The 22,263-nt window shown below is 58.6% G+C and carries 25 protein-coding genes; 16 read left to right on the top strand and 9 right to left on the bottom strand.

All coding sequences use genetic code 11. From position 1 onward, the window contains the following. Window positions 1-16: 16 nt before the first annotated feature. From RTCIAT899_RS11705 to RTCIAT899_RS11660, 10 genes are all read left to right on the top strand, one after another. Complete coding sequence (locus RTCIAT899_RS11705) at window positions 17-487, top strand: structural cement protein Gp24 (protein ID WP_015340449.1); 471 nt, start codon at window positions 17-19, stop codon at window positions 485-487. A gap of 3 nt (window positions 488-490) precedes the next feature. Further along, complete coding sequence (locus RTCIAT899_RS11700; RefSeq protein WP_015340448.1) at window positions 491-1,462, top strand: DUF2184 domain-containing protein; 972 nt, start codon at window positions 491-493, stop codon at window positions 1,460-1,462. Window positions 1,463-1,532: 70 nt separating this feature from the next. Continuing rightward, window positions 1,533-2,030, top strand: coding sequence for a DnaT-like ssDNA-binding protein (locus tag RTCIAT899_RS11695; RefSeq protein ID WP_015340447.1), 498 nt, complete (start codon window positions 1,533-1,535; stop codon window positions 2,028-2,030). Continuing rightward, window positions 2,030-2,386 (top strand): hypothetical protein, encoded by a 357-nt coding sequence (locus RTCIAT899_RS11690; RefSeq protein ID WP_015340446.1) that lies wholly within the window; start codon window positions 2,030-2,032, stop codon window positions 2,384-2,386. Before RTCIAT899_RS11695 ends, RTCIAT899_RS11690 begins: the two co-directional genes overlap by 1 nt. Continuing rightward, window positions 2,383-2,610: a hypothetical protein gene (locus RTCIAT899_RS11685; RefSeq protein ID WP_015340445.1), complete on the top strand. Its 228-nt coding sequence runs from the start codon at window positions 2,383-2,385 to the stop codon at window positions 2,608-2,610. The genes RTCIAT899_RS11690 and RTCIAT899_RS11685 overlap by 4 nt, the downstream gene beginning before the upstream one ends. A 19-nt stretch (window positions 2,611-2,629) precedes the next feature. Next, a complete protein-coding gene (locus RTCIAT899_RS11680) occupies window positions 2,630-3,022 on the top strand; it encodes an HK97 gp10 family phage protein (RefSeq protein WP_135488283.1) in 393 nt (130 codons plus the stop codon). Between the two features lie 37 nt (window positions 3,023-3,059). After that, window positions 3,060-3,491 carry a phage tail terminator-like protein gene (locus RTCIAT899_RS11675; protein ID WP_015340443.1) on the top strand — a complete coding sequence of 144 codons (432 nt, stop codon included), beginning with the start codon at window positions 3,060-3,062 and terminating at the stop codon, window positions 3,489-3,491. Window positions 3,492-3,494: 3 nt separating this feature from the next. Continuing rightward, complete coding sequence (locus RTCIAT899_RS11670) at window positions 3,495-3,980, top strand: hypothetical protein (RefSeq protein WP_015340442.1); 486 nt, start codon at window positions 3,495-3,497, stop codon at window positions 3,978-3,980. Window positions 3,981-4,063: 83 nt separating this feature from the next. Beyond that, window positions 4,064-4,465 carry a hypothetical protein gene (locus tag RTCIAT899_RS11665; RefSeq protein WP_015340441.1) on the top strand — a complete coding sequence of 134 codons (402 nt, stop codon included), beginning with the start codon at window positions 4,064-4,066 and terminating at the stop codon, window positions 4,463-4,465. A gap of 23 nt (window positions 4,466-4,488) precedes the next feature. After that, window positions 4,489-4,794 (top strand): phage tail assembly chaperone, encoded by a 306-nt coding sequence (locus tag RTCIAT899_RS11660; protein WP_015340440.1) that lies wholly within the window; start codon window positions 4,489-4,491, stop codon window positions 4,792-4,794. Between the two features lie 25 nt (window positions 4,795-4,819). On the opposite strand, the gene RTCIAT899_RS11655 is transcribed toward RTCIAT899_RS11660, so the two are convergent. From RTCIAT899_RS11655 to RTCIAT899_RS11645, 3 genes are all read right to left on the bottom strand, one after another. After that, window positions 4,820-5,362, bottom strand: a complete 543-nt coding sequence (locus RTCIAT899_RS11655) for a hypothetical protein (protein WP_015340439.1) — start codon at window positions 5,360-5,362, stop codon at window positions 4,820-4,822. A 127-nt stretch (window positions 5,363-5,489) separates the two neighbouring features. Then, window positions 5,490-5,999: a hypothetical protein gene (locus RTCIAT899_RS11650; RefSeq protein ID WP_041677561.1), complete on the bottom strand. Its 510-nt coding sequence runs from the start codon at window positions 5,997-5,999 to the stop codon at window positions 5,490-5,492. A 20-nt stretch (window positions 6,000-6,019) separates the two neighbouring features. Continuing rightward, a complete protein-coding gene (locus RTCIAT899_RS11645; protein ID WP_004110519.1) occupies window positions 6,020-7,216 on the bottom strand; it encodes an IS256 family transposase in 1,197 nt (398 codons plus the stop codon). A gap of 154 nt (window positions 7,217-7,370) precedes the next feature. On the opposite strand from RTCIAT899_RS11645, the gene RTCIAT899_RS11635 reads away from it, so the two are divergent. Then, a protein-coding gene (locus tag RTCIAT899_RS11635) for an IS3 family transposase (protein ID WP_085999177.1) occupies window positions 7,371-8,518 on the top strand; the annotation gives its coding sequence in 2 pieces (ribosomal slippage) (window positions 7,371-7,617 and window positions 7,617-8,518; 1,149 coding nt in all). On the opposite strand, the gene RTCIAT899_RS11630 is transcribed toward RTCIAT899_RS11635, so the two are convergent. The 6 genes from RTCIAT899_RS11630 to RTCIAT899_RS11610 all read right to left on the bottom strand — a co-directional run bounded on the left by RTCIAT899_RS11630 (window position 8,510) and on the right by RTCIAT899_RS11610 (window position 12,267). Further along, entirely contained in the window at window positions 8,510-8,929 is a 420-nt protein-coding gene (locus RTCIAT899_RS11630; RefSeq protein WP_135488148.1) for a hypothetical protein, read from the bottom strand. The genes RTCIAT899_RS11635 and RTCIAT899_RS11630 overlap by 9 nt on opposite strands. 155 nt (window positions 8,930-9,084) lie before the next feature. Then, window positions 9,085-9,582, bottom strand: a complete 498-nt coding sequence (locus tag RTCIAT899_RS11625; RefSeq protein WP_135488149.1) for a hypothetical protein — start codon at window positions 9,580-9,582, stop codon at window positions 9,085-9,087. A gap of 9 nt (window positions 9,583-9,591) precedes the next feature. Beyond that, window positions 9,592-9,951, bottom strand: coding sequence for a hypothetical protein (locus tag RTCIAT899_RS11620; protein ID WP_148289258.1), 360 nt, complete (start codon window positions 9,949-9,951; stop codon window positions 9,592-9,594). Between the two features lie 59 nt (window positions 9,952-10,010). Further along, window positions 10,011-11,207: an IS256 family transposase gene (locus tag RTCIAT899_RS11615; protein ID WP_004110519.1), complete on the bottom strand. Its 1,197-nt coding sequence runs from the start codon at window positions 11,205-11,207 to the stop codon at window positions 10,011-10,013. Between the two features lie 71 nt (window positions 11,208-11,278). Next, entirely contained in the window at window positions 11,279-11,506 is a 228-nt protein-coding gene (locus tag RTCIAT899_RS33500) for a hypothetical protein (RefSeq protein WP_154660796.1), read from the bottom strand. A 386-nt stretch (window positions 11,507-11,892) separates the two neighbouring features. Beyond that, window positions 11,893-12,267, bottom strand: a complete 375-nt coding sequence (locus RTCIAT899_RS11610) for a hypothetical protein (RefSeq protein ID WP_135488151.1) — start codon at window positions 12,265-12,267, stop codon at window positions 11,893-11,895. A 59-nt stretch (window positions 12,268-12,326) separates the two neighbouring features. On the opposite strand from RTCIAT899_RS11610, the gene RTCIAT899_RS31920 reads away from it, so the two are divergent. The 5 genes from RTCIAT899_RS31920 (at window position 12,327) to RTCIAT899_RS34030 (ending at window position 22,262) form a co-directional block, all read left to right on the top strand. Continuing rightward, window positions 12,327-14,501, top strand: a complete 2,175-nt coding sequence (locus tag RTCIAT899_RS31920; RefSeq protein ID WP_015340430.1) for a phage tail length tape measure family protein — start codon at window positions 12,327-12,329, stop codon at window positions 14,499-14,501. After that, a complete protein-coding gene (locus RTCIAT899_RS11600; protein WP_015340429.1) occupies window positions 14,501-15,145 on the top strand; it encodes a hypothetical protein in 645 nt (214 codons plus the stop codon). Before RTCIAT899_RS31920 ends, RTCIAT899_RS11600 begins: the two co-directional genes overlap by 1 nt. Window positions 15,146-15,148: 3 nt before the next feature. Continuing rightward, a complete protein-coding gene (locus tag RTCIAT899_RS11595; protein WP_015340428.1) occupies window positions 15,149-15,769 on the top strand; it encodes a hypothetical protein in 621 nt (206 codons plus the stop codon). Further along, on the top strand, window positions 15,766-16,194 hold the full coding sequence (locus tag RTCIAT899_RS11590; RefSeq protein ID WP_015340427.1) for a DUF6950 family protein: 429 nt from the start codon (window positions 15,766-15,768) through the stop codon (window positions 16,192-16,194). Before RTCIAT899_RS11595 ends, RTCIAT899_RS11590 begins: the two co-directional genes overlap by 4 nt. 98 nt (window positions 16,195-16,292) lie before the next feature. Next, entirely contained in the window at window positions 16,293-22,262 is a 5,970-nt protein-coding gene (locus tag RTCIAT899_RS34030) for a carbohydrate binding domain-containing protein (RefSeq protein ID WP_015340426.1), read from the top strand. Window position 22,263: the final 1 nt, after the last annotated feature.

Genomic DNA, 22,263 nt, shown 5'->3' with positions numbered 1-22,263 from the left:
AAAAGGAGACGCTTCAATGGCGACTTATCAGACCACCTATGGAAACGCTCCTCGGAAGGGCCTGCACGGGCAGATCGCTTCTGAGGAAAAGGCCAACAAGATCAGCCGCACGGTCGAAACCGTTGCCGGTATCAAGTTCGGGCAGCCCGTTCAGCGCGGCCTTGCCGATCATGGCGTGGCACCCTTTGCCGCCGGTGGCAAGTTCATCGGCATTGCGGTGCTGACGCCGAATGTGCTGCCCGATGTGGCTCCGGCCGGCGGCTATGCTCAGTTCGTCACCGGCGCATTCCTGACCTCCGGTCAGATGTATGTACGGGCCGGTGGCGCGGTCTCGGATGGTGACGCCGTCTACTATAATCCGACGACCGACGCCTACGTCAACGCGGCCGGCACCGGCATCGTCGGCCCCGTTCCCGATTGTTTCTTCGATACGAGCGGCGGCAACGGCGATATCGTCGAGATCTCGCTCAAGCACAGGAGCGCCTAATCCATGAACCAGTTCGTTCGACAGCAGTTTGCCGACGCCCAGGCCGCGTATTCCTTCGTTATCGCGCAAGGGCGCAATATCGAGACGCGCATCTACCAGCGCCGCTATCCGACTCTCAACTACGGCCTCCATGTCCCGGTCGTTACCGAAGGCAATGAATGGGCTTCCGGCACGACCTTCTTCACCGTCGACAGCGCCGGCGAGGCGAAGTTCCTCTCGGCTGCTGGCACCGACATGCCGTTCAACCAGTCGACCCGCGACAGCGCCAGCCATGATTTCGCGATGCTCGGCTCCGGCTGGGAGTGGAATCTCGAGGAGGTCAATCAGGCCGCTCTCTACAATCTCGATCTCAACGCTTCCAATGCCATTTTCGCCGCCGATAAGATCGAACGCCTGCTCAATTCCGTCGCCATGACCGGCTCGACGGAGAAGGGCTGGACCGGTTTCGTCAACGATCCGAAGGTGTCGCGCGTCGACGTCGCTGCCGATGGCACGAGCGGCTCGACCCGTTGGTCTGCCAAGACGGCGGATCAGATCTTGCGCGACGTCAACGATCTTATCGGCGGCGTGCGGCAGCGGACCGGCGAAGTCGAATGGGTTGACAGCCTGCGCCTGCCGCCGGAAGCCTTCCGCCTGATCGCCACCAAACGGCTTGCCGATGGCGACGGTTACATCACGGTGCTGGAGTTTCTGCGGCGCGGCAATGTCTACACAGCCGAGACCGGCCAGCCCCTCGATATCCAGCCGCTGCGCGAGCTCGCGACGGCGTCGCAGGATGGTGGCGGTCGCATGGTCGTCTATCGCCGCGATCCGGAGGTGCTGCGGTTCCATCTGCCGATGCCGCGCCGCGTGCTGCAGCCGCGCCAGAAGTCGATCATGAGCTTCGAGACCGGCATCATCGCCCGCACCGGCGGCACCGAGGTGCGCCTGCCGGCCGCCATGGCCTATGGCGACGAGATCACGGCTGCGGCCTGACGCTGATTACCCTCTCTCCGTTTTGCGGGGAGAGGGCATCTGTCTTCTCAACGATCGACACGGAGCTTTCATGCCCGCATCCTTTTACGGCACGCTTGCTGCCGCCGATGCCTATTTCGCCGATCGTGCCAATGCCGGCTGGGCCGTGGCCAGCGACGGTGACCGCCTGGCGGCGCTGGTGCGTGGATCGCAGGCTGTCGATAGCCTCTACGAGCCAAAATTTACCGGGCGGCGCGCCGGCGGTTACGATCAAGTGCTGTCTTGGCCGCGCTGCGACGCTGTTACTGTCAACGGCGAGGTGGTTGCAGGCGACGCAACGCCTTCGGCCGTGACTTACGCGGCCTATGAGGCGGCGGCGCTCGAGCTTGCGGAGCCGGGCAGTCTGACGCCCGTCATCGTCGCGGCTCGCACGGTGAAGCGCGAGAAGGTGGGACCGCTGGAGACGGAATATGCCGTTGCCGACACGAGCGACGACATGATCGCGTCCGCAAGGCCAGTGCTGACCATGCTCGATGGGCTGCTCTATCCACTCCTGCGTCCGGTACTCCCGGGCATTCTGGTGGTGTGATGGCGGCTTTCGATTACGACAAGGCGCGGGCGACCGCCGAGCGGCTGATTACCAAATTCGGCCAGAGGGGCAGTCTGCGGCGCATCACGAATGCCGGGCCGGACTATGATCCGGTGCAGACGCGCGAGGACTTTGCTTGTTCGCTCGTCGACCTCGATCACAGCCAGGCGCATATCGCCGATACGCTGATCCAGCGTGGGGACCGCATGGTCTATCTCTCGACCGAGGGGCTCTCGATCACGCCGACACTGGCCGACAGGATGCTGATCGGTGGCATCGAGCATGCGATCGTCGATATCCAGCCGCTGTCGCCGGGTGGGACTGTCGTGTTTTGGCAGCTGCAGGTGCGGCGATGACGGCGATTGTTCGTTTCAAGACGATCCTCACGCTTTGGCTGCTCTCGCGGGTCATCCTGCTGCTCAATCGGGTTTCACCGTTGCCGGGGATTGAGAGAAGCGACGGGACGAAGGCCGAATCCCCAACCGCCAAACCCGTGGTTCGTGCCCGCTACGGCCATCTCACCCTTTTGAATTTCGAACGGCGTGGCTCTTCACCGGGCGACGCCGCCGATGACGCATAAGCTCACAGGGGCAATCGACATGGCTTCCTCGAATTTCTCCGCCGATATCGCCGCCTGGGCCGAGCGGACCAAAAAGCGCATGGAAGAGGTGGCGAACCTCTCCGCGCAGCGGTTGGCCGAGGCGATCGTCGAGGCAACGCCTGTGGCCTCCGGCGAGCTTGTCAATTCCTTCCGGGTCTCCGCCCCGCCACGGCAAAGCGAGGATGCGGAGGGATCTAATGAAGGCCAGCCGGTTAATCTGGCCGGTCTCGGCGTGCCATTGGGTGGCATGATCCATATGGGTTTCACCGCGCCGCATGCCGCCGCAGTCGAGTATGGCAAGGATGGGCAGGCGGGGCAGGGCATGGTGCGGCTTGCGGCGCGCCAATGGCCTGACATCGTTGAGAGTGCCGCGCGCGACACGGCGGACTGATCTCTCTAAATTTCAACATCATAGACATGGGTGACGCATGGCGACGGGGACGGACGCTCTCATTCTGGCTGCGCTGCTGGACCATCTGGCAGCACTCCAATTCCAGCCGCCATTGCCGGTGGCGCAGCCGGGCATTGCCTTCCCGCCGGCAGGGCAAGAAAAGCCGGATAACTATCTGGCTGTCAGCTACCTGCCCAACCGCCCCCGGCAGGTGACGCTCGGCGATGATCCGCAGCAGAAGCTCGGGCTTCTGCAGGTTTCCGTCTATTGGAAGGCCGGCGGCGGGCTGATCAAGCCGCTCGATGCCGCCGGCCAGGTCATCGACCATTTCAACAACAAGACGTTGTTCGCCTCTGGCGTGAAGATCACGATCAGTGGCGAGCCGTGGGCCGCAGGCCCGATCCAAGAGGATGACCGGGTGCAGATACCGGTCACCATTCCCTACACCGCCTTTGAACCGGAGACATGATCCATGGCGAACAAAAGCACGAAGAAGGGCTCGAAAGTCTACGTATGCGAGACGCCCCAGAATACCGATCTCACGGCCACCGCCTATGCCGCGCTGACCTGGGTGCAGGTGGGTAAGGTCGGCAAGGTCGGCGATTTCGGCTCGGAATCCACCATCAACAATTACAATACGCTGGATGAGCCGGTGCAGCAGAAGCAGAAGGGCGTTTCCAACGCCGGCGACCCGGAGCTTGAAGTCGCCTCCATCGCCGACGATCCGGGCCAGGATATCCTGCGCACCTTCGGCGATCCCCTTAACATCAACAACATGGCAATCAAGGTCGAGCGTAACGACGCGCCGCAGGGCAAGACCAACACGGTGTTCTATTCGCGCGGCGTCGTTTCCGGCCCGCTCTATCCCGGCGGCGGCTCCGACGATTTCGATCTGGAGAAGTTCAAGATCGGCCTCAACCAGCTGCCGATCCGCGTCGATCCCGTCACCACGCCGTAAGCACCATATTACGGAAACTTGCGCGCGTCGCTCTCCTGCGGCGCGCGGTCACTCTCACATGTCCCAACCGATAAGGTGTTTCCTTGGATATCTCCAGTCTCGTCAATTCCGAAGATCTCTTCGAGCTGCAGCTTCTGCATCCGGCCACCGAGGAGCCGCTCGGCATCTCCTTCATGATCCGCTCGGCCGAGAGCAACGAGGTGAAGAAGATCGTTCGCCAGCATAGCGACCGCTTCCTCGCCAGCCGCAAGAAGAAGCTGACGACCAGCAAGGTCGAGGCCGAATATCTCGACAAGGCCGCCGCCGCCATCGCTTCCTGGAGCTGGGGCGAGCAGCAGTGGAAGGGCGAGCAGCCGGTGCTCTCCTTCGAGAAGGCCCGCGAAGTCGTCGAGGACGCCGGCTGGATCTACGATCAGGTGGCCGGCGCCTCGGAGGACCGCGCAAATTTTATGAAGAGCTTGCCGAAGGGCTTTCAGAAGCCGTAGGGGTCGTCGCACGCTATGATTGCGTGCGCGATATAAACGGCGAGACCCGGCGCGAACGCAACGAGGCCTTCGAGCTTTTAAGCCCGGAGGCCGAGGTGCCGGAGGCCGGCCATCCGCTCTGGGACTGGTTCTGGGACCTGCGCTCGGCGCAGGCCCCCGGCTTTTCCGGCCCAGTGCCGCTCTCCCACCAGGAAATGCTGGCCTGGCTGCAGCTGACCGGCAACCTCCTGCGCCGGGAAGACATTGCTGTGCTGAAGGCGATGGACGGGCGCTATTGTCAGGTGGTGGTGGAGGAGACGGAGGCGATTAGGGCGCGGGAGGCGGGGTAGGTTTTAGGAAGCGACTTCAAATGCATCAGCCAAAGAGCCACCTGAATGTATCGCGAACCCATCCCGCATAAGGGGCAATTGGTTTCAATTCTCTCTGCAATTCTTCCACAGTTCGGGAAGGGGCATGGCTAAAGTCCCTAAGTATCTCAGAATCACTGGTGGAATCGGTTTTAAAGATGGAAACCCCACCCGCTGATATTTTGGAAATGCTGCCATCAATGGACAGATATTGACAAGTAATTGCTCTGGTAACCTTTTCCGCTTTCGTATTCAGCACGTTAAAGTTTATGGTTGCGGTGTAGAGCATAGGCTTTATCGAGCCTTCATCAAATCTCTCCAGAAAAAAGCTTCGTATGTCGGGGCTTTGTTTGTACTCTTCTTCTAGGTCACCTCTGGTGCCCGGCCTCTCGTTAAAGAAGAACCTGTTACGCTCATAGGTGGAAGATGCCGCGAGATATTCTTTAAGACGGGCCTCACAAGCGGTCACGATCGGCGGATCAAAGACGCCAAAGCTGTAAAGTAACAACAACGCGGCAAGCACTGCAATCACGCTGGAAATCAGCTTCATTAAAACTCCCACGAGTAGCTTCGCGGCATTCTCTCGTATGAAATCAAAAGGTGGTCCAGTGACAGATATCGCAACTCTCGATTTTCTTTCGCCTTGAAGTGGGCAGCCAACGCGACCAGCCAAAGGCCTATGGATTTTCAGGGTGCGTAAAATCGATATAGTTCTTTTGTGCGGTCTGCAGGTCGTAGTTTACGGTTGAGATATTCCACACGCATCCCTCGATATCCTCCTTCCGACCGAGCTTCTTTTCGCTTTCGATAAACTTTTCAAGTCTGTCTACTTGTTGTGCCGCCTTTTCCGGTGACGCCCCGATCTGCTGGAGCGCCTTCTCGGCATACGTCCTAATTGCGTTGTAGTATGTCGTGCCAAGCGCATCGCGACATTGATAAGCAATCATGAAACTCACGTTCACACCATCGATGACTTTACCGGCCAACTGAAGACGCTTGTGCTCGTCGTCAGCCAAGGCTTGGGTGATGATTGTGCACGCGAAGAATGCAGTAAGAAGTAGCTTTAGCCTCATCGTCGCCCCCGCTTTTCTCAAAGCTGCGTCTTCAACCACTCCGCGTTTGTTTTGCCTGGCCTGCTGCCGGATCATGTCCCAGGACGTGGTGTAGCTTAGACGACCACGGCTCATCCCAGAGGGTCGGATGAGTATCAGCTTGCTGCTGGCAGGCTGATGAGCGGATCATCGCTCATTGTGGCGATTGTCTCAAGTGTCATGTAGCGGGATCGCTGGACGGCCCATTCATCGTTCTGTTCGAGCAGCAGCGCACCGACCAGGCGCACGATGGCGTCGTCGTTGGGGAAAATGCCGACGACCTCTGTGCGCCGCTTGATCTCACCGTTCAATCGCTCAATGGGGTTGGTCGAGTGAAGTTTGGCCCAATGCTGCTTGGGAAAGGTCATGTAGGCGAGCACGTCTTGCTCGGCACTGTCCATGAGACTGGCGAGCTTCGGTACCTTTGGCCTGATCTGGTCGGCGACGTTGCGCCACTGAGTGCTTGCGGCCTCCGGCGTGTCCTGAGCGAAGGCCGTTGCAATGAACGCGGAGACAACCCGGCGTCCGCTCTTTCCAGCATGGGCCAAGGCATTGCGCATAAAGTGCACCCTGCAGCGCTGCCAGGTGGCGGAAAGCACTTTCGATACTGCGGCCTTGATGCCCTCATGGGCATCGGAGACGACGAGCTTGACGCCGCGCAGCCCCCGCCTGATCAGCTTTCGAAGAAACTCGGTCCAGATCGCCTCGGCCTCGGACGTGCCGATCTCCATGCCGAGCACTTCGCGTCGGCCATCGGTGTTGACGCCGACGGCGATGATTACGGCGACGGAGACAATACGACCACCGCGCCGAACCTTGAGGTAGGTCGCATCGATCCACAGGTAGGGCCATTCTCCTTCGATGGGCCTGTCGAGGAAGGCCTTCACCTTCTCATCGATCTCCTCGCAGAGCCGGGACACCTGACTTTTGGAGATGCCCGACATGCCCATGGCCTTGACGAGGTCATCAACAGAGCGGGTCGAAACACCCTGGATATAAGCCTCCTGGATGACCGCCGTCAGAGCCTTCTCGGCCATGCGGCGCGGCTCCAGGAAGCTCGGGAAGTAGCTGCCGGTGCGAAGCTTGGGAATGCGCAGCTCGACGGTGCCCGCCCGTGTCTCCCAATCCCGGTCGCGATAGCCGTTACGCTGGGCCAGCCGGAAGCCATTCTTCTCGCCATAGGCCGCGCCGGTCTTCGTGCCGACCTCCAGCGCCATCAGCTTCTCGGCAGCAAAGCCGATCATCTCCCGCAGCAAATCGGCATCAGCGCTCTTCTCAACGAGTGAGCGCAGGTTCATCATGTCGTCGGTCATCGGTGGTGTCCCTCAGGTTGGCTCTAAGCAACCCGACCCTACCGGAAATCACCGATGGCTATGAAATCAAGCTACACCACTCCATGGGACACGATCTGCTGCCGGTTTCGTGGATACCGAGTTAAGGTGTTTCCAATGAAACTGGAGCGCATGAATGCAACGAAGGAAGTTCAGCCGCGAGTACAAGCTTGAGGCAGTGAAGTTGGTGCGAGAGCGTGGGGTCAGCGTTGCGCAGGCATCCCGCGATCTGGATGTTCATGAGAATGTCTTGCGCAAGTGGGTAAGGGAATACGGTTCGGACCCGGCACAGGCGTTTCCTGGTCAGGGACAGATGAAGCCCGAGCAGCTTGAGATCGAGAGGCTTCGGAAAGAAGTCGCCAAGCTGAAGGCGGAGCGCGACATCTTAAAAAAGGCCGCCGCCTACTTTGCGAAGGACGTGATATGAAGTTCGCGTTCATTGCAAAGCACCGCTCGATCTGGCCGGTGGCATGGCTCTGTGAAGCGCTGGGTGTATCGCGTTCCGGCTTTCATGCCTGGTTACATCGGTCACCGAGCCAGCATGCCCGGTATGACGAGGCTCTGCTCGACAAGATCAAGGACAGCTTTAAGGACAGCGACCGCACCTACGGCGCGCGGCGTGTCTGGCATGATCTTCTCGCGGAAGGCTTTTCCTGTGGGCTGCATCGCATCGAGCGTCTCATGCGCGACAACGCATTGAGAGCAAGACCGAGAAGGCGGGGTTTGCCGAAAGACGACGGTGAGCGCCCGGTCATCATGCCGAATGTTCTGGACCGTCAGTTCTCGGCGGGAAGGCCGAACCAGAAGTGGGTGGCCGATTTTACCTACCTATGGACGGCTGAGGGCTGGCTCTATGTGGCTGCCGTCATCGACCTGTTCTCGCGCCGTGTCGTCGGCTGGTCGATGAATGCCAACATGACGGCCCAGCTCGTCACAGATGCGCTGATCATGGCGATCTGGCGCAGAGGCAAGCCGGATGCGCTTCTCCACCATTCGGATCAGGGTAGCCAATACACCAGCGAGCAGTTCCAGCGTCTCATGGCCGATCACGGCATCACCTGCTCGATGAGCCGGTCAGGCAACGTCTGGGACAATGCCGCGATGGAAAGCTTCTTCTCATCACTCAAAACGGAAAGGACAGCTCGCAAAGTCTATAGGACCAGGGACGATGCAAAGGCGGACGTGTTCGACTACATCGAGCGCTTCTACAATCCGAAGCGTCGGCATTCGACACTGGGCTACCTCAGCCCGATGGAATTTGAAAACAAGGTCGGATTAGCCTAACTCGGTGTCCGAAAAACCGGCAGCAGGCCAGCCGTCGATGATTACATAGAGACGGTCCGCTCTGGAGGTGTCTTCATTGTCAGTTGGATACTGACATATGGTGGTCCCGCGAATTGGTGTGCCATAGGCGTTAGGAGCATCGTAAGTTATAAGAACCTCAAACATGCGAGGTTTTACACGGCCTCGGTCAAAATCCTTCATCATGGCTCCCTGGATGAGCGGCCCATATTCGTCCCTGGCCAGATAGCGTTTGTAGTCGTCGCGGCTGAGAGACTCTTCGGATTCGTTGATTTCGATCCGCTTGTATCCTGCTGGCGCTAAAAGTCTCAATTTCAAAACTTCTTCGCACACGGTCACCAATTTCGATTCAGAAAAACTACAGCCGCTAATAGTTGGTAGCAAAAGAGCCAAGCTGACCAATCTCCACAATCTAATCACGAAATCCCCCATTTAAAGCGCAGGGTTGTATTTCGCATGGTTTTGAAAGCGATGCCAGTGGCAGATATTGCAAGTTCTGCCGGCTTGACAGCTTTTGACTATTGCACCTTTAGGTGTCAATCAAAGCATTAGCGATCACCGCGAATGTCCAACATGGCATTAAAAGCTGCGTCGAGCTTGCGATCTCTGTCGCTGAGTGCGTCCGTACATTCTTTTTCTGTAACGCCGAGATTCTTATAGCGTCGATTTTTCTGCAATTGCGTTTCCCAAGAGCCAATCGTTTCGCGCACCAAATCAGCATCTGAGCTTAGTCTAGCCATTACCGCTTCGACCTTTTGGCGCACCTTTAGGTAGGTATCAATGCCAGCGACATTCCGGCAAATATAGGCTGTGGTTAGACTGGAGTAGGTGGCGTTGTTGACCTGAATCGCTAAATTATGGATTTCTTCGCGATAATCCGCATGAGCGTTGCCGCTTATTACACATGCAAAAGTTGCTAAAATTATTCGCCGCATTCTGCCCCCATAGGTTGATTTAGGCAATCTTGGATGTTGGTACTCAGCCGAAAACACGACGATGAGGTATTCGCTGCGTAATCGTTTATATTGAAAATTCGTGATCCGCACATCGCGTGCTCAGTATCGCTCCGCATTGCTGGAAAGCCATTCCGTGCCAGTTTTCTGATCAACCGTAACGCGGTGTTCCCAGACTTTTGACCTATCTCCGTACTTACTTAGATACGTGCAGTCGGCGATGTATCTCACTGGCATTTCATATGCATTGAATGCTTCATAAACTATTGAAGTGTTGTACAAAACTGGTTTCAATTGACCATTATCAAATGACTTCAGATCGTCTTCGATCGAAGCGTCATCTATGGCGGTCGGGTAGCCTAGCGACATTGACGCACGCTGCCGTGCGTGAAGATAACTTTCCAGTTGCGCTCTATTGAGCTCCAACCTGTCGAGTTCAGAAACCTTGATACGTTTGATCATGTCCCAGGACGTGGTGTAGCTTAGACGACCACGGCTCATCCCAGAGGGTCGGATGAGTATCAGCTTGCTGCTGGCAGGCTGATGAGCGGATCATCGCTCATTGTGGCGATTGTCTCAAGTGTCATGTAGCGGGATCGCTGGACGGCCCATTCATCGTTCTGTTCGAGCAGCAGCGCACCGACCAGGCGCACGATGGCGTCGTCGTTGGGGAAAATGCCGACGACCTCTGTGCGCCGCTTGATCTCACCGTTCAATCGCTCAATGGGGTTGGTCGAGTGAAGTTTGGCCCAATGCTGCTTGGGAAAGGTCATGTAGGCGAGCACGTCTTGCTCGGCACTGTCCATGAGACTGGCGAGCTTCGGTACCTTTGGCCTGATCTGGTCGGCGACGTTGCGCCACTGAGTGCTTGCGGCCTCCGGCGTGTCCTGAGCGAAGGCCGTTGCAATGAACGCGGAGACAACCCGGCGTCCGCTCTTTCCAGCATGGGCCAAGGCATTGCGCATAAAGTGCACCCTGCAGCGCTGCCAGGTGGCGGAAAGCACTTTCGATACTGCGGCCTTGATGCCCTCATGGGCATCGGAGACGACGAGCTTGACGCCGCGCAGCCCCCGCCTGATCAGCTTTCGAAGAAACTCGGTCCAGATCGCCTCGGCCTCGGACGTGCCGATCTCCATGCCGAGCACTTCGCGTCGGCCATCGGTGTTGACGCCGACGGCGATGATTACGGCGACGGAGACAATACGACCACCGCGCCGAACCTTGAGGTAGGTCGCATCGATCCACAGGTAGGGCCATTCTCCTTCGATGGGCCTGTCGAGGAAGGCCTTCACCTTCTCATCGATCTCCTCGCAGAGCCGGGACACCTGACTTTTGGAGATGCCCGACATGCCCATGGCCTTGACGAGGTCATCAACAGAGCGGGTCGAAACACCCTGGATATAAGCCTCCTGGATGACCGCCGTCAGAGCCTTCTCGGCCATGCGGCGCGGCTCCAGGAAGCTCGGGAAGTAGCTGCCGGTGCGAAGCTTGGGAATGCGCAGCTCGACGGTGCCCGCCCGTGTCTCCCAATCCCGGTCGCGATAGCCGTTACGCTGGGCCAGCCGGAAGCCATTCTTCTCGCCATAGGCCGCGCCGGTCTTCGTGCCGACCTCCAGCGCCATCAGCTTCTCGGCAGCAAAGCCGATCATCTCCCGCAGCAAATCGGCATCAGCGCTCTTCTCAACGAGTGAGCGCAGGTTCATCATGTCGTCGGTCATCGGTGGTGTCCCTCAGGTTGGCTCTAAGCAACCCGACCCTACCGGAAATCACCGATGGCTATGAAATCAAGCTACACCACTCCATGGGACACGATCATACGTTTGTATTCCGGTGGCGAGATCAGGCGTTTTTTGAGAATTGTTTCGCAGGCTGCGACAAGCTTGGAATCAAAGAAATCACAGCCGTTTAAAAGTAGTGCAGTTAAAAACATAACTGCTGTGATTGAAACTACTGGCAGACGGCTGCGAAGCTTGCAGACGATGGCGTCAGTTACAACAACAGACAAAGTTGAAGGCATGTAATCCTCGGCTAAGACAACCAGAGGACGATAGCCTAATACTCAAGGAAAAAGCAAGCCTATGATAGATGTTGCAGAACTCGGTATAGTTGTCGATACATCCCAAGTGCGTGCCGCCGCGGCTGATCTTACTACCTGGCGCCAGGAGACGGTGCGCGCCACATTACGGTGACAGTGCACCCATTTCGCCGAGGATGACCCTGGCCTTATTGCAAAAGAGGGTTGCACTCGTTGGTTGCGGCGTTGGGTAAGGTGATGTGGAATATCAGGGATGACGATACGAGCGAGACGGAGCATTGGTTGCGTTGGTCAGATCTGAAAGATTATTGAGTGCACTGTCACCGTAATTCTACGCAATTCTTAGTTCAATTAACACAGGGAGACGCTCAATCTTTATATTTTTGATATTTATCGAGTTTCGTAAGTATATCTTTCTTGTCATTCGATAGTACCTCGATGCATTTATCTTTGCTTGGCTTTAGTTTTGTAAATTTAGGTCTATTTTTCATTTCTTCTTCAAGGCTGTTGAGCTTTTCTGAAACCTTCGTGTCGTCGATCACACTTTCGATCGCTCTTTCTGCCCCTCCACGAACTGCATCGTAATAATCCAAACCCAAGGTGGTACGGCATACGTAAGCATGAGCTATGGCAGTCAGTGCCGCGTTGACAACCGTATTGGACAATTCAGTCCGCGTACTATCGTCTGCCATCGCACTACTACTCCACAAACACATACAAATAGCCGCAAGAGTATAGCGCATTTTCACCTCCTGATTGATTTTAGTGGATATAAGACAAGTTTCCCGGAAAAGGAAAGCCCATGACGGACATTGCAACGCTGACTTTAACGGCTGATAGCTCAAGTATTAAGGCCGCGAGCACCAATCTCACCAGTATGACAGTGGCTACTTGGAATGCACAGAAGGGAACGGGAGCTTTAGCAAAAGCATTTGCTATTGTAACTGGGAACGCCGCAGCTTCACGAGGAGCACTTGACAAAGTAGCGGTGGGCGCTGCCGCAGTAAACAGCACCGGTGCAGCGGCAGCAAAAGCAGTCGACAACACAAGTATTTCTCTTGTTAAGGTTGCTGAAGAGGTCGATGCGACTGTTGGGTCTGTGCAAACTTTATCCAAAGGGGCCAGAGACGCGGCGAAATCACTCCTGGATATTGGCGGCCAGATCGCCAATGGCCAATCGCCGCTGACAATAGCAGCTCAGCAGGGCGTTCAACTAGGGATGGTTCTCAGCGAATCCGGCGGAGCAGCGGGAGCCATCAGTACATTGGGTGAAGCATTTCACGCGTTAGCCAATCCGGTGACGCTTGTAACGGTGGGCCTGGTGGCTGGTGGCGCTGCGCTTGCCCAGTACCTCATGAACTCGGCTACAACCGTGGTTAAAGTCGATGAGCTAACAAAAAGCCTCGCTGCACAAGCTGCGTCCGGAAGTGAGGTCAAAAGCATGATTTTTGATCTGAACAGTATCCAGACCCAATATGATGCAACGTTACAGCAGACCAAGGATTCACATAAGCTAGTGAGCGATAGCCTTGTTGCTAATACCGAAGAAGTATTTGATGCCAAAAAAAGTCTCTTGGAACTAGAGCTAAAATATCAACGTGCGCTTATTACAACTCAGGAAGCTGATCTTGCCAATATCGGGGCTCAATTCAAGCGAGAAGCAGCGCAAGCGATTCTCGTATCGCCTAATCTTATTGCACAAGGATTTTCGGATCCAAAGATAGGTGATTTTGTGCAGCGCGGTCCCGACCATGGTGGCTGGGAAACGATGGCAGCCTATCGCGACAAAAGTACAACCGCTGATGAAATCATCAAAAAGAAAGCGCAGCTTACAATAACAAAAAATATGATTGATGACTTGGAGAAGGCTGTGGATACGCCATTTAATCCTAATGGTATCTCTCAGCCGAGAACTGGTTCTGTCGCCGGTGGAACAGTAGGAGGAGCTTCTCGGATTGCGTCACCAGCCTCGCAACCGGCGACTACAGGCACTACCAATGATCCATATGGTGGAATCATTGCCGAAGCCAGTAAGCGCATAGCAGCCTCTCAGCAGGAGCAAGCCGCGCTGAGCATGACAGACGAGGCGGCGTCTAAGATGCGGCATCAAACGGAGCTTCTGAACGAAGCACAAGAGAAGAATATACAACTGACACCTCAGCAGACATCCGAACTCGGCGATCTCGCCGGTAAGATGGCTTCGACCGAAGCGGCTATTAAGAGAGCTCAAGAGGCGATGGATTTTGCCAAGGATCTGACGAAGGGCTTCATCTCTGATCTCAAAAGCGGCTTAAAAAACGGCGAATCCTTCTGGAAGTCTTTCAGCACGGCTGCTGTGAATGCGCTGAACAAGATTGCGGATAAGCTCCTTAATGATGTTCTGGATAGCCTTTTCAAGGTCAACAGTGCTGCGAGTGGTGGGGGAGGTGGCGGTTTCCTCAGCGGCCTTCTTGGCATCTTCGGATTCGGCGGAGGGAGCGAGGTAACCTTGCCAACTGGGTCAGATATTCCGATCCCTATTCCACGCCCCACATTTGCGGATGGCGGCTATACCGGTCCCGGCGGCAAGCATGAGCCGGTCGGCATCGTTCATGCCGGCGAGATCGTCTGGAGCCAGAAGGATATTGCCCGGGCGGGCGGCGTCGGCATCGTCGAGGCGATGCGGCTTGGCCGGCGAGGCTATGCCGATGGCGGCGTGGTCGGCGAGGGCGGGCCGCAATTGGTGCGGGCGCAGCCGGATGCCACCGTTCCCGTCCGTCGCCTCAGGGCTGACAATCAGAACGATGCCTCCGGTTCCGCTTCCGGCGTGCATGTCACGGTCGGCGTTTCCGTGGATGAGGACGGCAATCTCAAGGCCTATGTGAAGAATGTCGCGCAATCGGAAGCGCAGAGTTCGACGCGGCAGGGGCTGAATGATTTCAATCAGCAGCTTCCCGATCGCGTCGCGCAGATCAACCGCAATCCCAGGAGGCGCTGATGGCCGTTTCCTATCCCTACAGCCTGCCGGCTTTTGCCGATCTTCTGAAGATCTCCAGCATCGTCTGGGACATTCAGCGCAATGACGAGCTTTCCGGCTCCGGCGATGGCCGGGTCTGGCAGGCCGAGCTGGCGCCGCCGCTCTGGACCGGCACGGTGACGCTCTCCGACATGTACAATGCGGAGGCGAAACAGATCGCCGCCCGCATCCGCAAGTTACACGGCGCCCAGGAGGCGCTTTTTCTTTATGATCCGCTGTCGAAATATCCGCAGGCCGATCCCGACGGGACGAAGCTCGGGAGCGCTGCGGTTAGTGTCGCGGCTCTCGGGGCCGACAATGCCTCGCTCAGCCTCAAGGGCCTGCCGGCTGGTTATCGATTGACCGTCGGCGATAAGATGCAGGTCGGCTATGGCGGCCGCTACGCCTTTCTCGAAGTTTCGGAAACGGTTGATGCCAGCGGGCAGGGGATAACGCCCGTCTTCGGCGTCTTCCCGCATCTGCCGGCTGGCTTTGCCGCCGGTCTCGGCGTGACGCTTCTGCTGCCGGCCTGCAAATGCCTGGTCATGCCGGGCAGCCACAATCCCGGCACCGCGAGCGGCCCGATCACCACGGGCGCGACCTTCAAGATCATTCAGAAGAAATAGACGATGAAGAACATCACCTCCGCCTTCTTCGCGGCGCTGACCGGCGCGCGCGACAAGGGGCTTGTGCCCCGTCGTTTCGTCTGGATCACCGGCAAGGATCTCGCCAGCGGCGCGCCCGCCTCGATCGGCCTCTGGACCGGCGATGATGACATCAACATCACCGTCACCTCCGGGGTCACCGGTCTGCCGGAGGCGCGCACCTATTATGGCGGTCTCAATCTGCAGGTGAGCCCGATCCCGCGCACGGCGGATCTGACGATCCAGACCGTGACCATCACCATCGGCCAGATCGCGCCCGCCGTGCAGCAGCTCGTGCGCGGCTACGATCTGCGGCTGGCGCCGATCGAAATCCATGACATGTCGTTCGATACCGGCACGCGCCTACCGAGTGCGGCGCCGGAAATCGCCTTTCTCGGCGTTGCCGATGGCGCTCCGGTAAAGACGCCGGCCGTGGGGCAGGATGGGGATATCGAGATCTCCGCCATCTCCGCCGCCATCGCCATGCTGGAGCGCACCAACCCCGCGAAATCCTCCTATGAAGGCCAGAAGCGCCGCAGCGGCGATGAATTCGGCCTCTATTCCAGCACCGTTGCCAATTGGCAGATCCCCTGGGGGCAGAAATGAATAGCGATCTCGTCAGGGTCAAGAACTGGCGCGCCCGCTTCGTCGCCGAGATCGATCGGCTGAAGCGCACGCCCTTTGCCTGGGGCAGCCATGATTGCGGCCCAGGCCTTGCCGGCAATCTGGTGCTGGCGATCACCGGCGTCGATTGCGCCGCCCAGTTTCGCGGCGAATATTCGACCGCTGCCGGCGCGCTGAAGACGATGAAGGCGGCGGGTTTCGACAATCTCGCCGATCTCGTTGCCAGCATGCTGCCGGAGATCCATCCGAGCGAAGCCGGTATCGGCGATATTGCCGCCGTCCCGCATGAAGGCCCCTTCGGCTACGCACTCGGCGTCGTCAATGGCGAACGCATCTTCGTGCTGCGCGAGACCGGCCTCGGCACGGTCGATCTGCTCGATGCCAAGCGAGCCTTCAAGGTCGGCTAATCCACCGTCTCATCATTTTCATCTCTGACCGGTGACAAGTCGGCGCAGCTTTGGTTGCGACGGCCTTTTTCCATGCGCCAATCGAGGTCGTCCAATCCATGAAATATCTCATCCTGCTTCTGAACGTCCTCAGTTTCTGGCTGGTGGCGGATGCGGCGCATGCCGACCCGCTCAGCCTGGCGATCAGCTCGATTGCGAGTTTCTTCTCCTCGATCAGCATCGGCAAACTAATACTGACGGTTGCCATCAATATCGGCCTTTCGCTGGTCGAAAAGGCGCTGGCGAAGAAGGATAAGCCGCAACCGGCCGGGACGAAGCTCGAGATCAGCATGGGGGACGATCATGCGATGTCCTTCATCATCGGCAGCTACGCGACCGCCGGCAAGCGCAAGTACGCCGGTACCTGGGGCGAGGACGGCAAGACGCCAAACGCCTATTTCACCGATGTCATCGAAATTGGCAGCCTTCCCAACCGCGCCGGCGAACGCGGCCTGACCAGCATCTGGATCGACGACCAGAAGGTCGGCGTGCTCTGGGAGGAGCCACACCCGGACGGTCGCGGTTTCCCGGTTCTGCAATATCGCGTCAAGGGCAAGGACTATCTCTGGATCAAGTTCCTCGACGGCACGCAGACGAGCCCCGATCCCTTTCTAACGGCCAAATTCGGCGCCCATGCGGAGCGGCCCTGGAAGCCGACGATGATCGGTCGCGGCTGCCAAGTCGTCATCCTGACCTCGCGCTATAACACCGAACTCTTCAAGGGCGTCCCCGCCGGCCTTTTCGAGCCGCACTCACTGCCGCTCTACGACGTCCGCAAGGATTCCTCGGTCGGCGGCAACGGTGCGCATCGCTGGGCCGATCCTTCGACGTGGGAGCCTAGCACCAACCCGGCTGTGATGACCTACAACCTTGCCCGTGGTGTCTACTACGGGTCGGAATGGGTCTATGGCGGCCAGAACATCGGCGCCTTCTGCCTGCCGGCGGCGAACTGGATGGCAGCAGCGAATGCCTGCGACGCGTCCGTCCAGCTCGACGGCGGTGGCAACGAACCAGCTTTCCGTGCCGGCTACGATATCCAATGCGATCAGGAACCCCTCGATGCCATTTCCGAGCTGCTGAAGGGCTGCAACGGCCGCATCGCGGAAGTCGGCGGCATCTTCAAGATGCTTGTGGGGACGCCAGGCGCGGCGGTCTACTCCTTCACCGACGACGATATCATCGTCACCGAAGAACAGGACTTCCAGCCATTTCCTTCGCTTTCAGCAACTTATAATGCCATCGAGGCCACCTATCCGGAGCCAGCGGAAAAATGGGCCACGAAGGACGCACCGGGTCGTTACAACGCCGATCTCGAAGCTCAGGACGGCAATCGCCGTCTGCCGGCGCAAGTCCAGTTGCTTGCCGTACCCTTCGCCAATCAGGTGCAGCGCGTCGGCCTGGCGATGATCCAGGATTACCGGCGCTTCCGCGTGCACCAGGTGTCGCTGCCGCCGGATGCCTATCCCCTGGAGCCGAACGACGTCGTTTCCTGGTCTTCCGTTCGCAACGGCTATGAGGAGAAGAAATTCCTTGTGGTCAAAGTGGAGCCGCAGCCCAATTTTCTGATCGTCGTCACGCTGAAGGAAGTTGACCCGGCTGACTACGACTGGCATCCAGGCCTGCAATTGCCGACTGCTATCGGGTGGCTCGGCCCCATCACGCCGCCGTCGCAGCCGATGATAGGCTGGACCGTCGAACCCTCGACGATCAAGGATGCGGGCGGCATCGATCGCCGCCCGGCAATCAAGATCAGCTGCGCACCGGATCTCGATGACGTCGCTAGCGTTTGGGTGCAGGTGCGACTCACAGAAACCGGCGACGTTGTCTTCGACAGCGACAGCAACCTGTATGCCTCACCATACTCGTGGATCATCTCCGGAAACTGGATGATCTCCAATACCGATTATGAGGCGCGCGGCCGCTATCTTCCGAAGTCGAACCGTGCAACGGACTGGTCGGCCTGGCTGACAGTGAAGACGCCGAATGTCCTCATTCAGACGGCCGATGTTCTCGACGGCGCAATCATCCAGTCGAAGATCGCCGATGCTGCCGTCACGGCCGCGAAGATCATGGATCAAGCCGTTTCCAACCTAAAGCTCGCCGATCAGGCGGTTTCGACGGCGAAGCTGCAGGTCGCGGCCGTCACGGCCGACGTGCTGGCGAGCGGCGCGGTGATTTCGACGAAACTCGCCGATGGTGCGGTGACCGCCGCCAAGCTCGCCCAGGGCGCGGTGGAGGCGACCAGCCTTGCCAGTAGCATCAAGGCCGTCGAAGTCGTTTCCAGTCTGCCGACGACCGGCAATGTCGAAGGCCGGCAGGTGTTTCTGACGACGGACGGCAAGCTCTATCGCTATCACAATGGCGCATGGACAACTGCCGTTGCCGCGATCGATATCAATGGCACCTTGAACAGCGTGCAGATCGCCGATAGCGCCATCACGATCGACAAGCTCGCCGCCAATGCCGTGGACGCGACGAAATTCGCGTCCGGCATTCGGCCGGTGGAGATCGTTGCGAGCCTGCCGGCGACGAGCAATGTCGAAGGGCGCATGGTCTACCTGACAACCGACGACAAGCTCTATCGCTACACCGGGAGCGCCTGGACAGCGGCGACGGCGGCGGGCGATATCGCCGGGCAGATCGTCGGAACGCAGATCTCCGATGGCGCGATCTCGACGCCGAAGCTTGCGGCCGGTGTGGTCACGGCCGACAAGATTGCCGCCAACAGCATCACGGCCGGTCAGATTGCGGCCGGGGCGATCGGTGCGCAACAGATCGCCGCGAAAGCCATCACCGTCGATAAGCTCCTCGTTGGCAACTTCGACAACCTAATCGATAATGGCTTCTCTCAGGGCAATATGGCGAGCTGGATCGCCACCGGCATGCAGAGCTATTATTTGGAGACAGGCAGCAGCCCCTTGCAAGGAACATGGCTGGTGTCGTGCGATGCCAGAGACCAGTTGCTAACGCGGTCTCCGCTGCTGAAGGTCAACCCCGGCGAAAGCTACAATCTTTCGGTTTGGTTTTATAACACAGACCCGGCCAATGACGCCTTCATGAGCGTGTACGTCAAAGATCAGTCGGGTGCTGCCGTCCTGCCAAATTGGATAGCGGTCGGCGCTAGCAACGCGACAAAGAATGCCTGGACTTACCTGTCCGCGAACTTCACCGTTCCGGCCGGCGTATATCAGGTGCAGCCCATGTTCGGCGTTGCAAAAGCGGCCGCAAACGGCAGCAACTGCGTATGGGGCAAGCCCAACATGCGCCGCGCCGCCAGTGCCGAGCTGATCGTTGATGGTGCGGTGACAGCGACTAAGATTGCAGCCGGTTCGGTTTCGACCGACAAGCTTGCGGTCGGCTCCGGCAAGAACCTCCTGCAGAACGCCGGTTTCACCATGGGACTGGATTGCTGGGGAATTATCTATACCAGCGGCACGATACCGGGCCTGCCGCTTGCTCTTCGACCGAGGGGCCAACCTTGGTCCGGTGCCAACAACCCAACGCTGATGCTCTATCAGGCCAGCGGCCCCACCGGCTTTTATACAGACGTTCAATGGAAGCGCCCTGATGGCGATGGCCTCCCAGGCTCGCTGCCGCTTGCCGTGCCCTGCGCGGCCGGAGAATGGCTTGAATTAACAGCCTATATTTCCGCCCATCGCTGCAAGGTGGAGATGCGGATCCAATGGGTGCGCGCTGACGGCACCGTCACCGGTTATACGGCCCCTGCGGCGAATGACGGTATCGCCGGAAGCAGCACCAATCCGGACCTTTGGCTTCGGCTGCGCGTGGCAGGCGCGGCTCCGGCCGACGCCGTTGCGGCCGCTCTTCATCTGCGAAAGCTCGACACCTATAACGGTCAGACGGACAGCTACATGTTCGTCAACAAACCGATGCTCTGCCGCATCCCGGCCGGCGCGACGGAAGCGACGCCGTGGAGCGACGGCGGTATCGTCCTGATCACGGGCGGCGGGATCATCGCGAACGCCGTTACGGCCGATAAGATTGCCGCTAACGCTGTCACCGCTGGCAAGATCGCCACCAACGCCGTGACTGCCGGCACGATCGCCGCCAATGCCGTCGCAGCCGGCACGATCGCGGCGGGTGCGGTTTCGGCGGCACAGATCGCGGTCGGCGCTATCATGGCCGACAAGCTCGGCGCTGGCTCTGTTTCCACCCAGGCGTTGGCGGTTGGTACTGGCGGCAATTTCATCGCAAACACCGATCTCTCCGCAGGGCTGACCGGCTGGGGTCCCGAATATTCTAACGATGCAGCCAGCTTCCGATTGAGCCTGCGTACGGACACCTATGCTCCTCAACCCGGAGCGATCGAAATCTACCAGTCGAACGGCAATCAGAACATCGAGTATGGGGTGATGGCGTATGACGCCAACGGAAATAGGCGCGAATTCGCGGTCAAGGCGAACGGCTGGTACGAGCTGTCCGTCTATTATTTCGGCCATCGCTGCAACGGCGTCCAGCCATACCTTGGGGTGTTAGACGCCAACGGAGGCCTGATCAGCTACCCATCATGGGGCGTCTTTCCGGCCGCTCAGAATTTCGATCCACAAAAGAACCTCGCCAATTATCAGCGCTTCTGGGGCAAGCTGCAGATGCCGGCGAACGCTGCAAAGGTGGTCGTCTTCTTTCGAATGAAGGGGACCGCGGCCGGCCAGGGCGACAGCTACCTTTGGCTGACGCGCATGTACTTCGGCGAGGCTAACCCCAATCAGACCGAACCGACACCGTGGAGCGACGGCAGCGTGACGCTGATCTCGGGCGGCAATATCGTCACCAACGCAATCACGGCCGATAAGATCGCCGCGAACGCGGTGACGGCCGGCAAAATTGCCGCCAATGCGGTCACGGCCGGCACAATCGCGGCCGGGGCGGTCACCGCCGCCACGATCGCGGGTGGCTCGATTACCGGGGACAAGATTGCCGCCAACACGATCGGCGCGGGTCAGATCGCGGCAAATGCCATTACCGCCAAACAGCTTGTCCTCACCGATTTCAGTAATATGGCCGACAATGGCTGGCAGACCGGGACTTTGGATGGCTGGGCCGTTCAGAACCAGCAGGCATTCTATCTTGATACGACCTCCGGCGATGCGGCCGGCTGGGTGCTGCAGTCGCTCGGCCGTGACTGCGCACGGTCCAACTTCATCACCGTGACGGCGGGCGAGGTCTATGCCTTAGATGTCTGGGTTTACAACACTGACTCGAACGCCGCGAACATCTTAGCCGCAGTCCAGACGCCTTCAGGCACGTGGGGTTTCGCTGCCGTGACGGGCACCACCGTTAAGAACGGATGGGTGCGTCTGCAGGGCCGCTACACGGTGCCGAGCGGCTACACCAAACTCTCTATGCTGCTTCAGGTGGAAAGGACGGCGGGAACTGGTGGCTCGTGCTATTGGTCGAAGCCCGTCATGCGCCGCGCTGTCTCGGCCGAGCTGATCGTTGATGGGGCGATCACCGCCAATAAGATCGCGGTCAACAGCCTCGATGCGATCACCGCCAATCTCGGCGCGGTCAACATCAGCTCGGCCGTTATCGGCTCACTACAGGTCGGAACCAGCAATATTCAGGGCGGCGCGGTCACTGCGGTTTCGGCTGGCCGCAACGGTGCCGGCCAGACGATCGGGGCAGGCCAAACGGTCAATCTAGCCGCCTGCGGCATTACAGTCGCGGGCGACGGCCGCGTGGTGATCAGCGCCATGACTCTCGGGCAGTTCAATCAGAACGGCGGCAGCCAGAACTCGCAGCCAATCGGGTGCAACATCTTCCGCGACGGCACCGCGATCTTTAGCCAGACCTACTATCTCGGCGTTGTTCAAACCGTCGTCAGCGGCACAGGCGGCCAAAACGGAGGCACCTCTCAGACGACCTATACGGCCGGTCTGGTTGCCGTTCCGGCCCTTTATGACGCTCCCGGCGCGGGCTTTCACACCTACACGCTGCAGATCTACTGCCCAGGCAACACCATCGTCTGGAACGAAAGCAACATCATCGCAACAGCGTTCAAGAGGTAGC

This window comes from Rhizobium tropici CIAT 899 (genome assembly GCF_000330885.1).
Classification (GTDB): Bacteria; Pseudomonadota; Alphaproteobacteria; order Rhizobiales; family Rhizobiaceae; genus Rhizobium; species Rhizobium tropici.
This window is presented reverse-complemented; position numbering and strand designations above follow the sequence as displayed.

Excerpts from the sequence above, each read along its gene's own strand:
- RTCIAT899_RS11705 (WP_015340449.1), top strand. The coding sequence starts at position 17 with ATGGCGACTTATCAGACCACCTATGGAAACGCTCCTCGGAAGGGCCTG.
- RTCIAT899_RS11700 (WP_015340448.1), top strand. The coding sequence starts at position 491 with ATGAACCAGTTCGTTCGACAGCAGTTTGCCGACGCCCAGGCCGCGTAT.
- RTCIAT899_RS11695 (WP_015340447.1), top strand. The coding sequence starts at position 1,533 with ATGCCCGCATCCTTTTACGGCACGCTTGCTGCCGCCGATGCCTATTTC.
- RTCIAT899_RS11690 (WP_015340446.1), top strand. The coding sequence starts at position 2,030 with ATGGCGGCTTTCGATTACGACAAGGCGCGGGCGACCGCCGAGCGGCTG.
- RTCIAT899_RS11685 (WP_015340445.1), top strand. The coding sequence starts at position 2,383 with ATGACGGCGATTGTTCGTTTCAAGACGATCCTCACGCTTTGGCTGCTC.
- RTCIAT899_RS11680 (WP_135488283.1), top strand. The coding sequence starts at position 2,630 with ATGGCTTCCTCGAATTTCTCCGCCGATATCGCCGCCTGGGCCGAGCGG.
- RTCIAT899_RS11675 (WP_015340443.1), top strand. The coding sequence starts at position 3,060 with ATGGCGACGGGGACGGACGCTCTCATTCTGGCTGCGCTGCTGGACCAT.
- RTCIAT899_RS11670 (WP_015340442.1), top strand. The coding sequence starts at position 3,495 with ATGGCGAACAAAAGCACGAAGAAGGGCTCGAAAGTCTACGTATGCGAG.
- RTCIAT899_RS11655 (WP_015340439.1), bottom strand. The coding sequence starts at position 5,362 with ATGAAGCTGATTTCCAGCGTGATTGCAGTGCTTGCCGCGTTGTTGTTA.
- RTCIAT899_RS11650 (WP_041677561.1), bottom strand. The coding sequence starts at position 5,999 with ATGAGCCGTGGTCGTCTAAGCTACACCACGTCCTGGGACATGATCCGG.
- RTCIAT899_RS11645 (WP_004110519.1), bottom strand. The coding sequence starts at position 7,216 with ATGACCGACGACATGATGAACCTGCGCTCACTCGTTGAGAAGAGCGCT.
- RTCIAT899_RS11620 (WP_148289258.1), bottom strand. The coding sequence starts at position 9,951 with ATGATCAAACGTATCAAGGTTTCTGAACTCGACAGGTTGGAGCTCAAT.
- RTCIAT899_RS11615 (WP_004110519.1), bottom strand. The coding sequence starts at position 11,207 with ATGACCGACGACATGATGAACCTGCGCTCACTCGTTGAGAAGAGCGCT.
- RTCIAT899_RS33500 (WP_154660796.1), bottom strand. The coding sequence starts at position 11,506 with ATGCCTTCAACTTTGTCTGTTGTTGTAACTGACGCCATCGTCTGCAAG.
- RTCIAT899_RS11610 (WP_135488151.1), bottom strand. The coding sequence starts at position 12,267 with ATGCGCTATACTCTTGCGGCTATTTGTATGTGTTTGTGGAGTAGTAGT.
- RTCIAT899_RS31920 (WP_015340430.1), top strand. The coding sequence starts at position 12,327 with ATGACGGACATTGCAACGCTGACTTTAACGGCTGATAGCTCAAGTATT.
- RTCIAT899_RS11600 (WP_015340429.1), top strand. The coding sequence starts at position 14,501 with ATGGCCGTTTCCTATCCCTACAGCCTGCCGGCTTTTGCCGATCTTCTG.
- RTCIAT899_RS11595 (WP_015340428.1), top strand. The coding sequence starts at position 15,149 with ATGAAGAACATCACCTCCGCCTTCTTCGCGGCGCTGACCGGCGCGCGC.
- RTCIAT899_RS11590 (WP_015340427.1), top strand. The coding sequence starts at position 15,766 with ATGAATAGCGATCTCGTCAGGGTCAAGAACTGGCGCGCCCGCTTCGTC.
- RTCIAT899_RS34030 (WP_015340426.1), top strand. The coding sequence starts at position 16,293 with ATGAAATATCTCATCCTGCTTCTGAACGTCCTCAGTTTCTGGCTGGTG.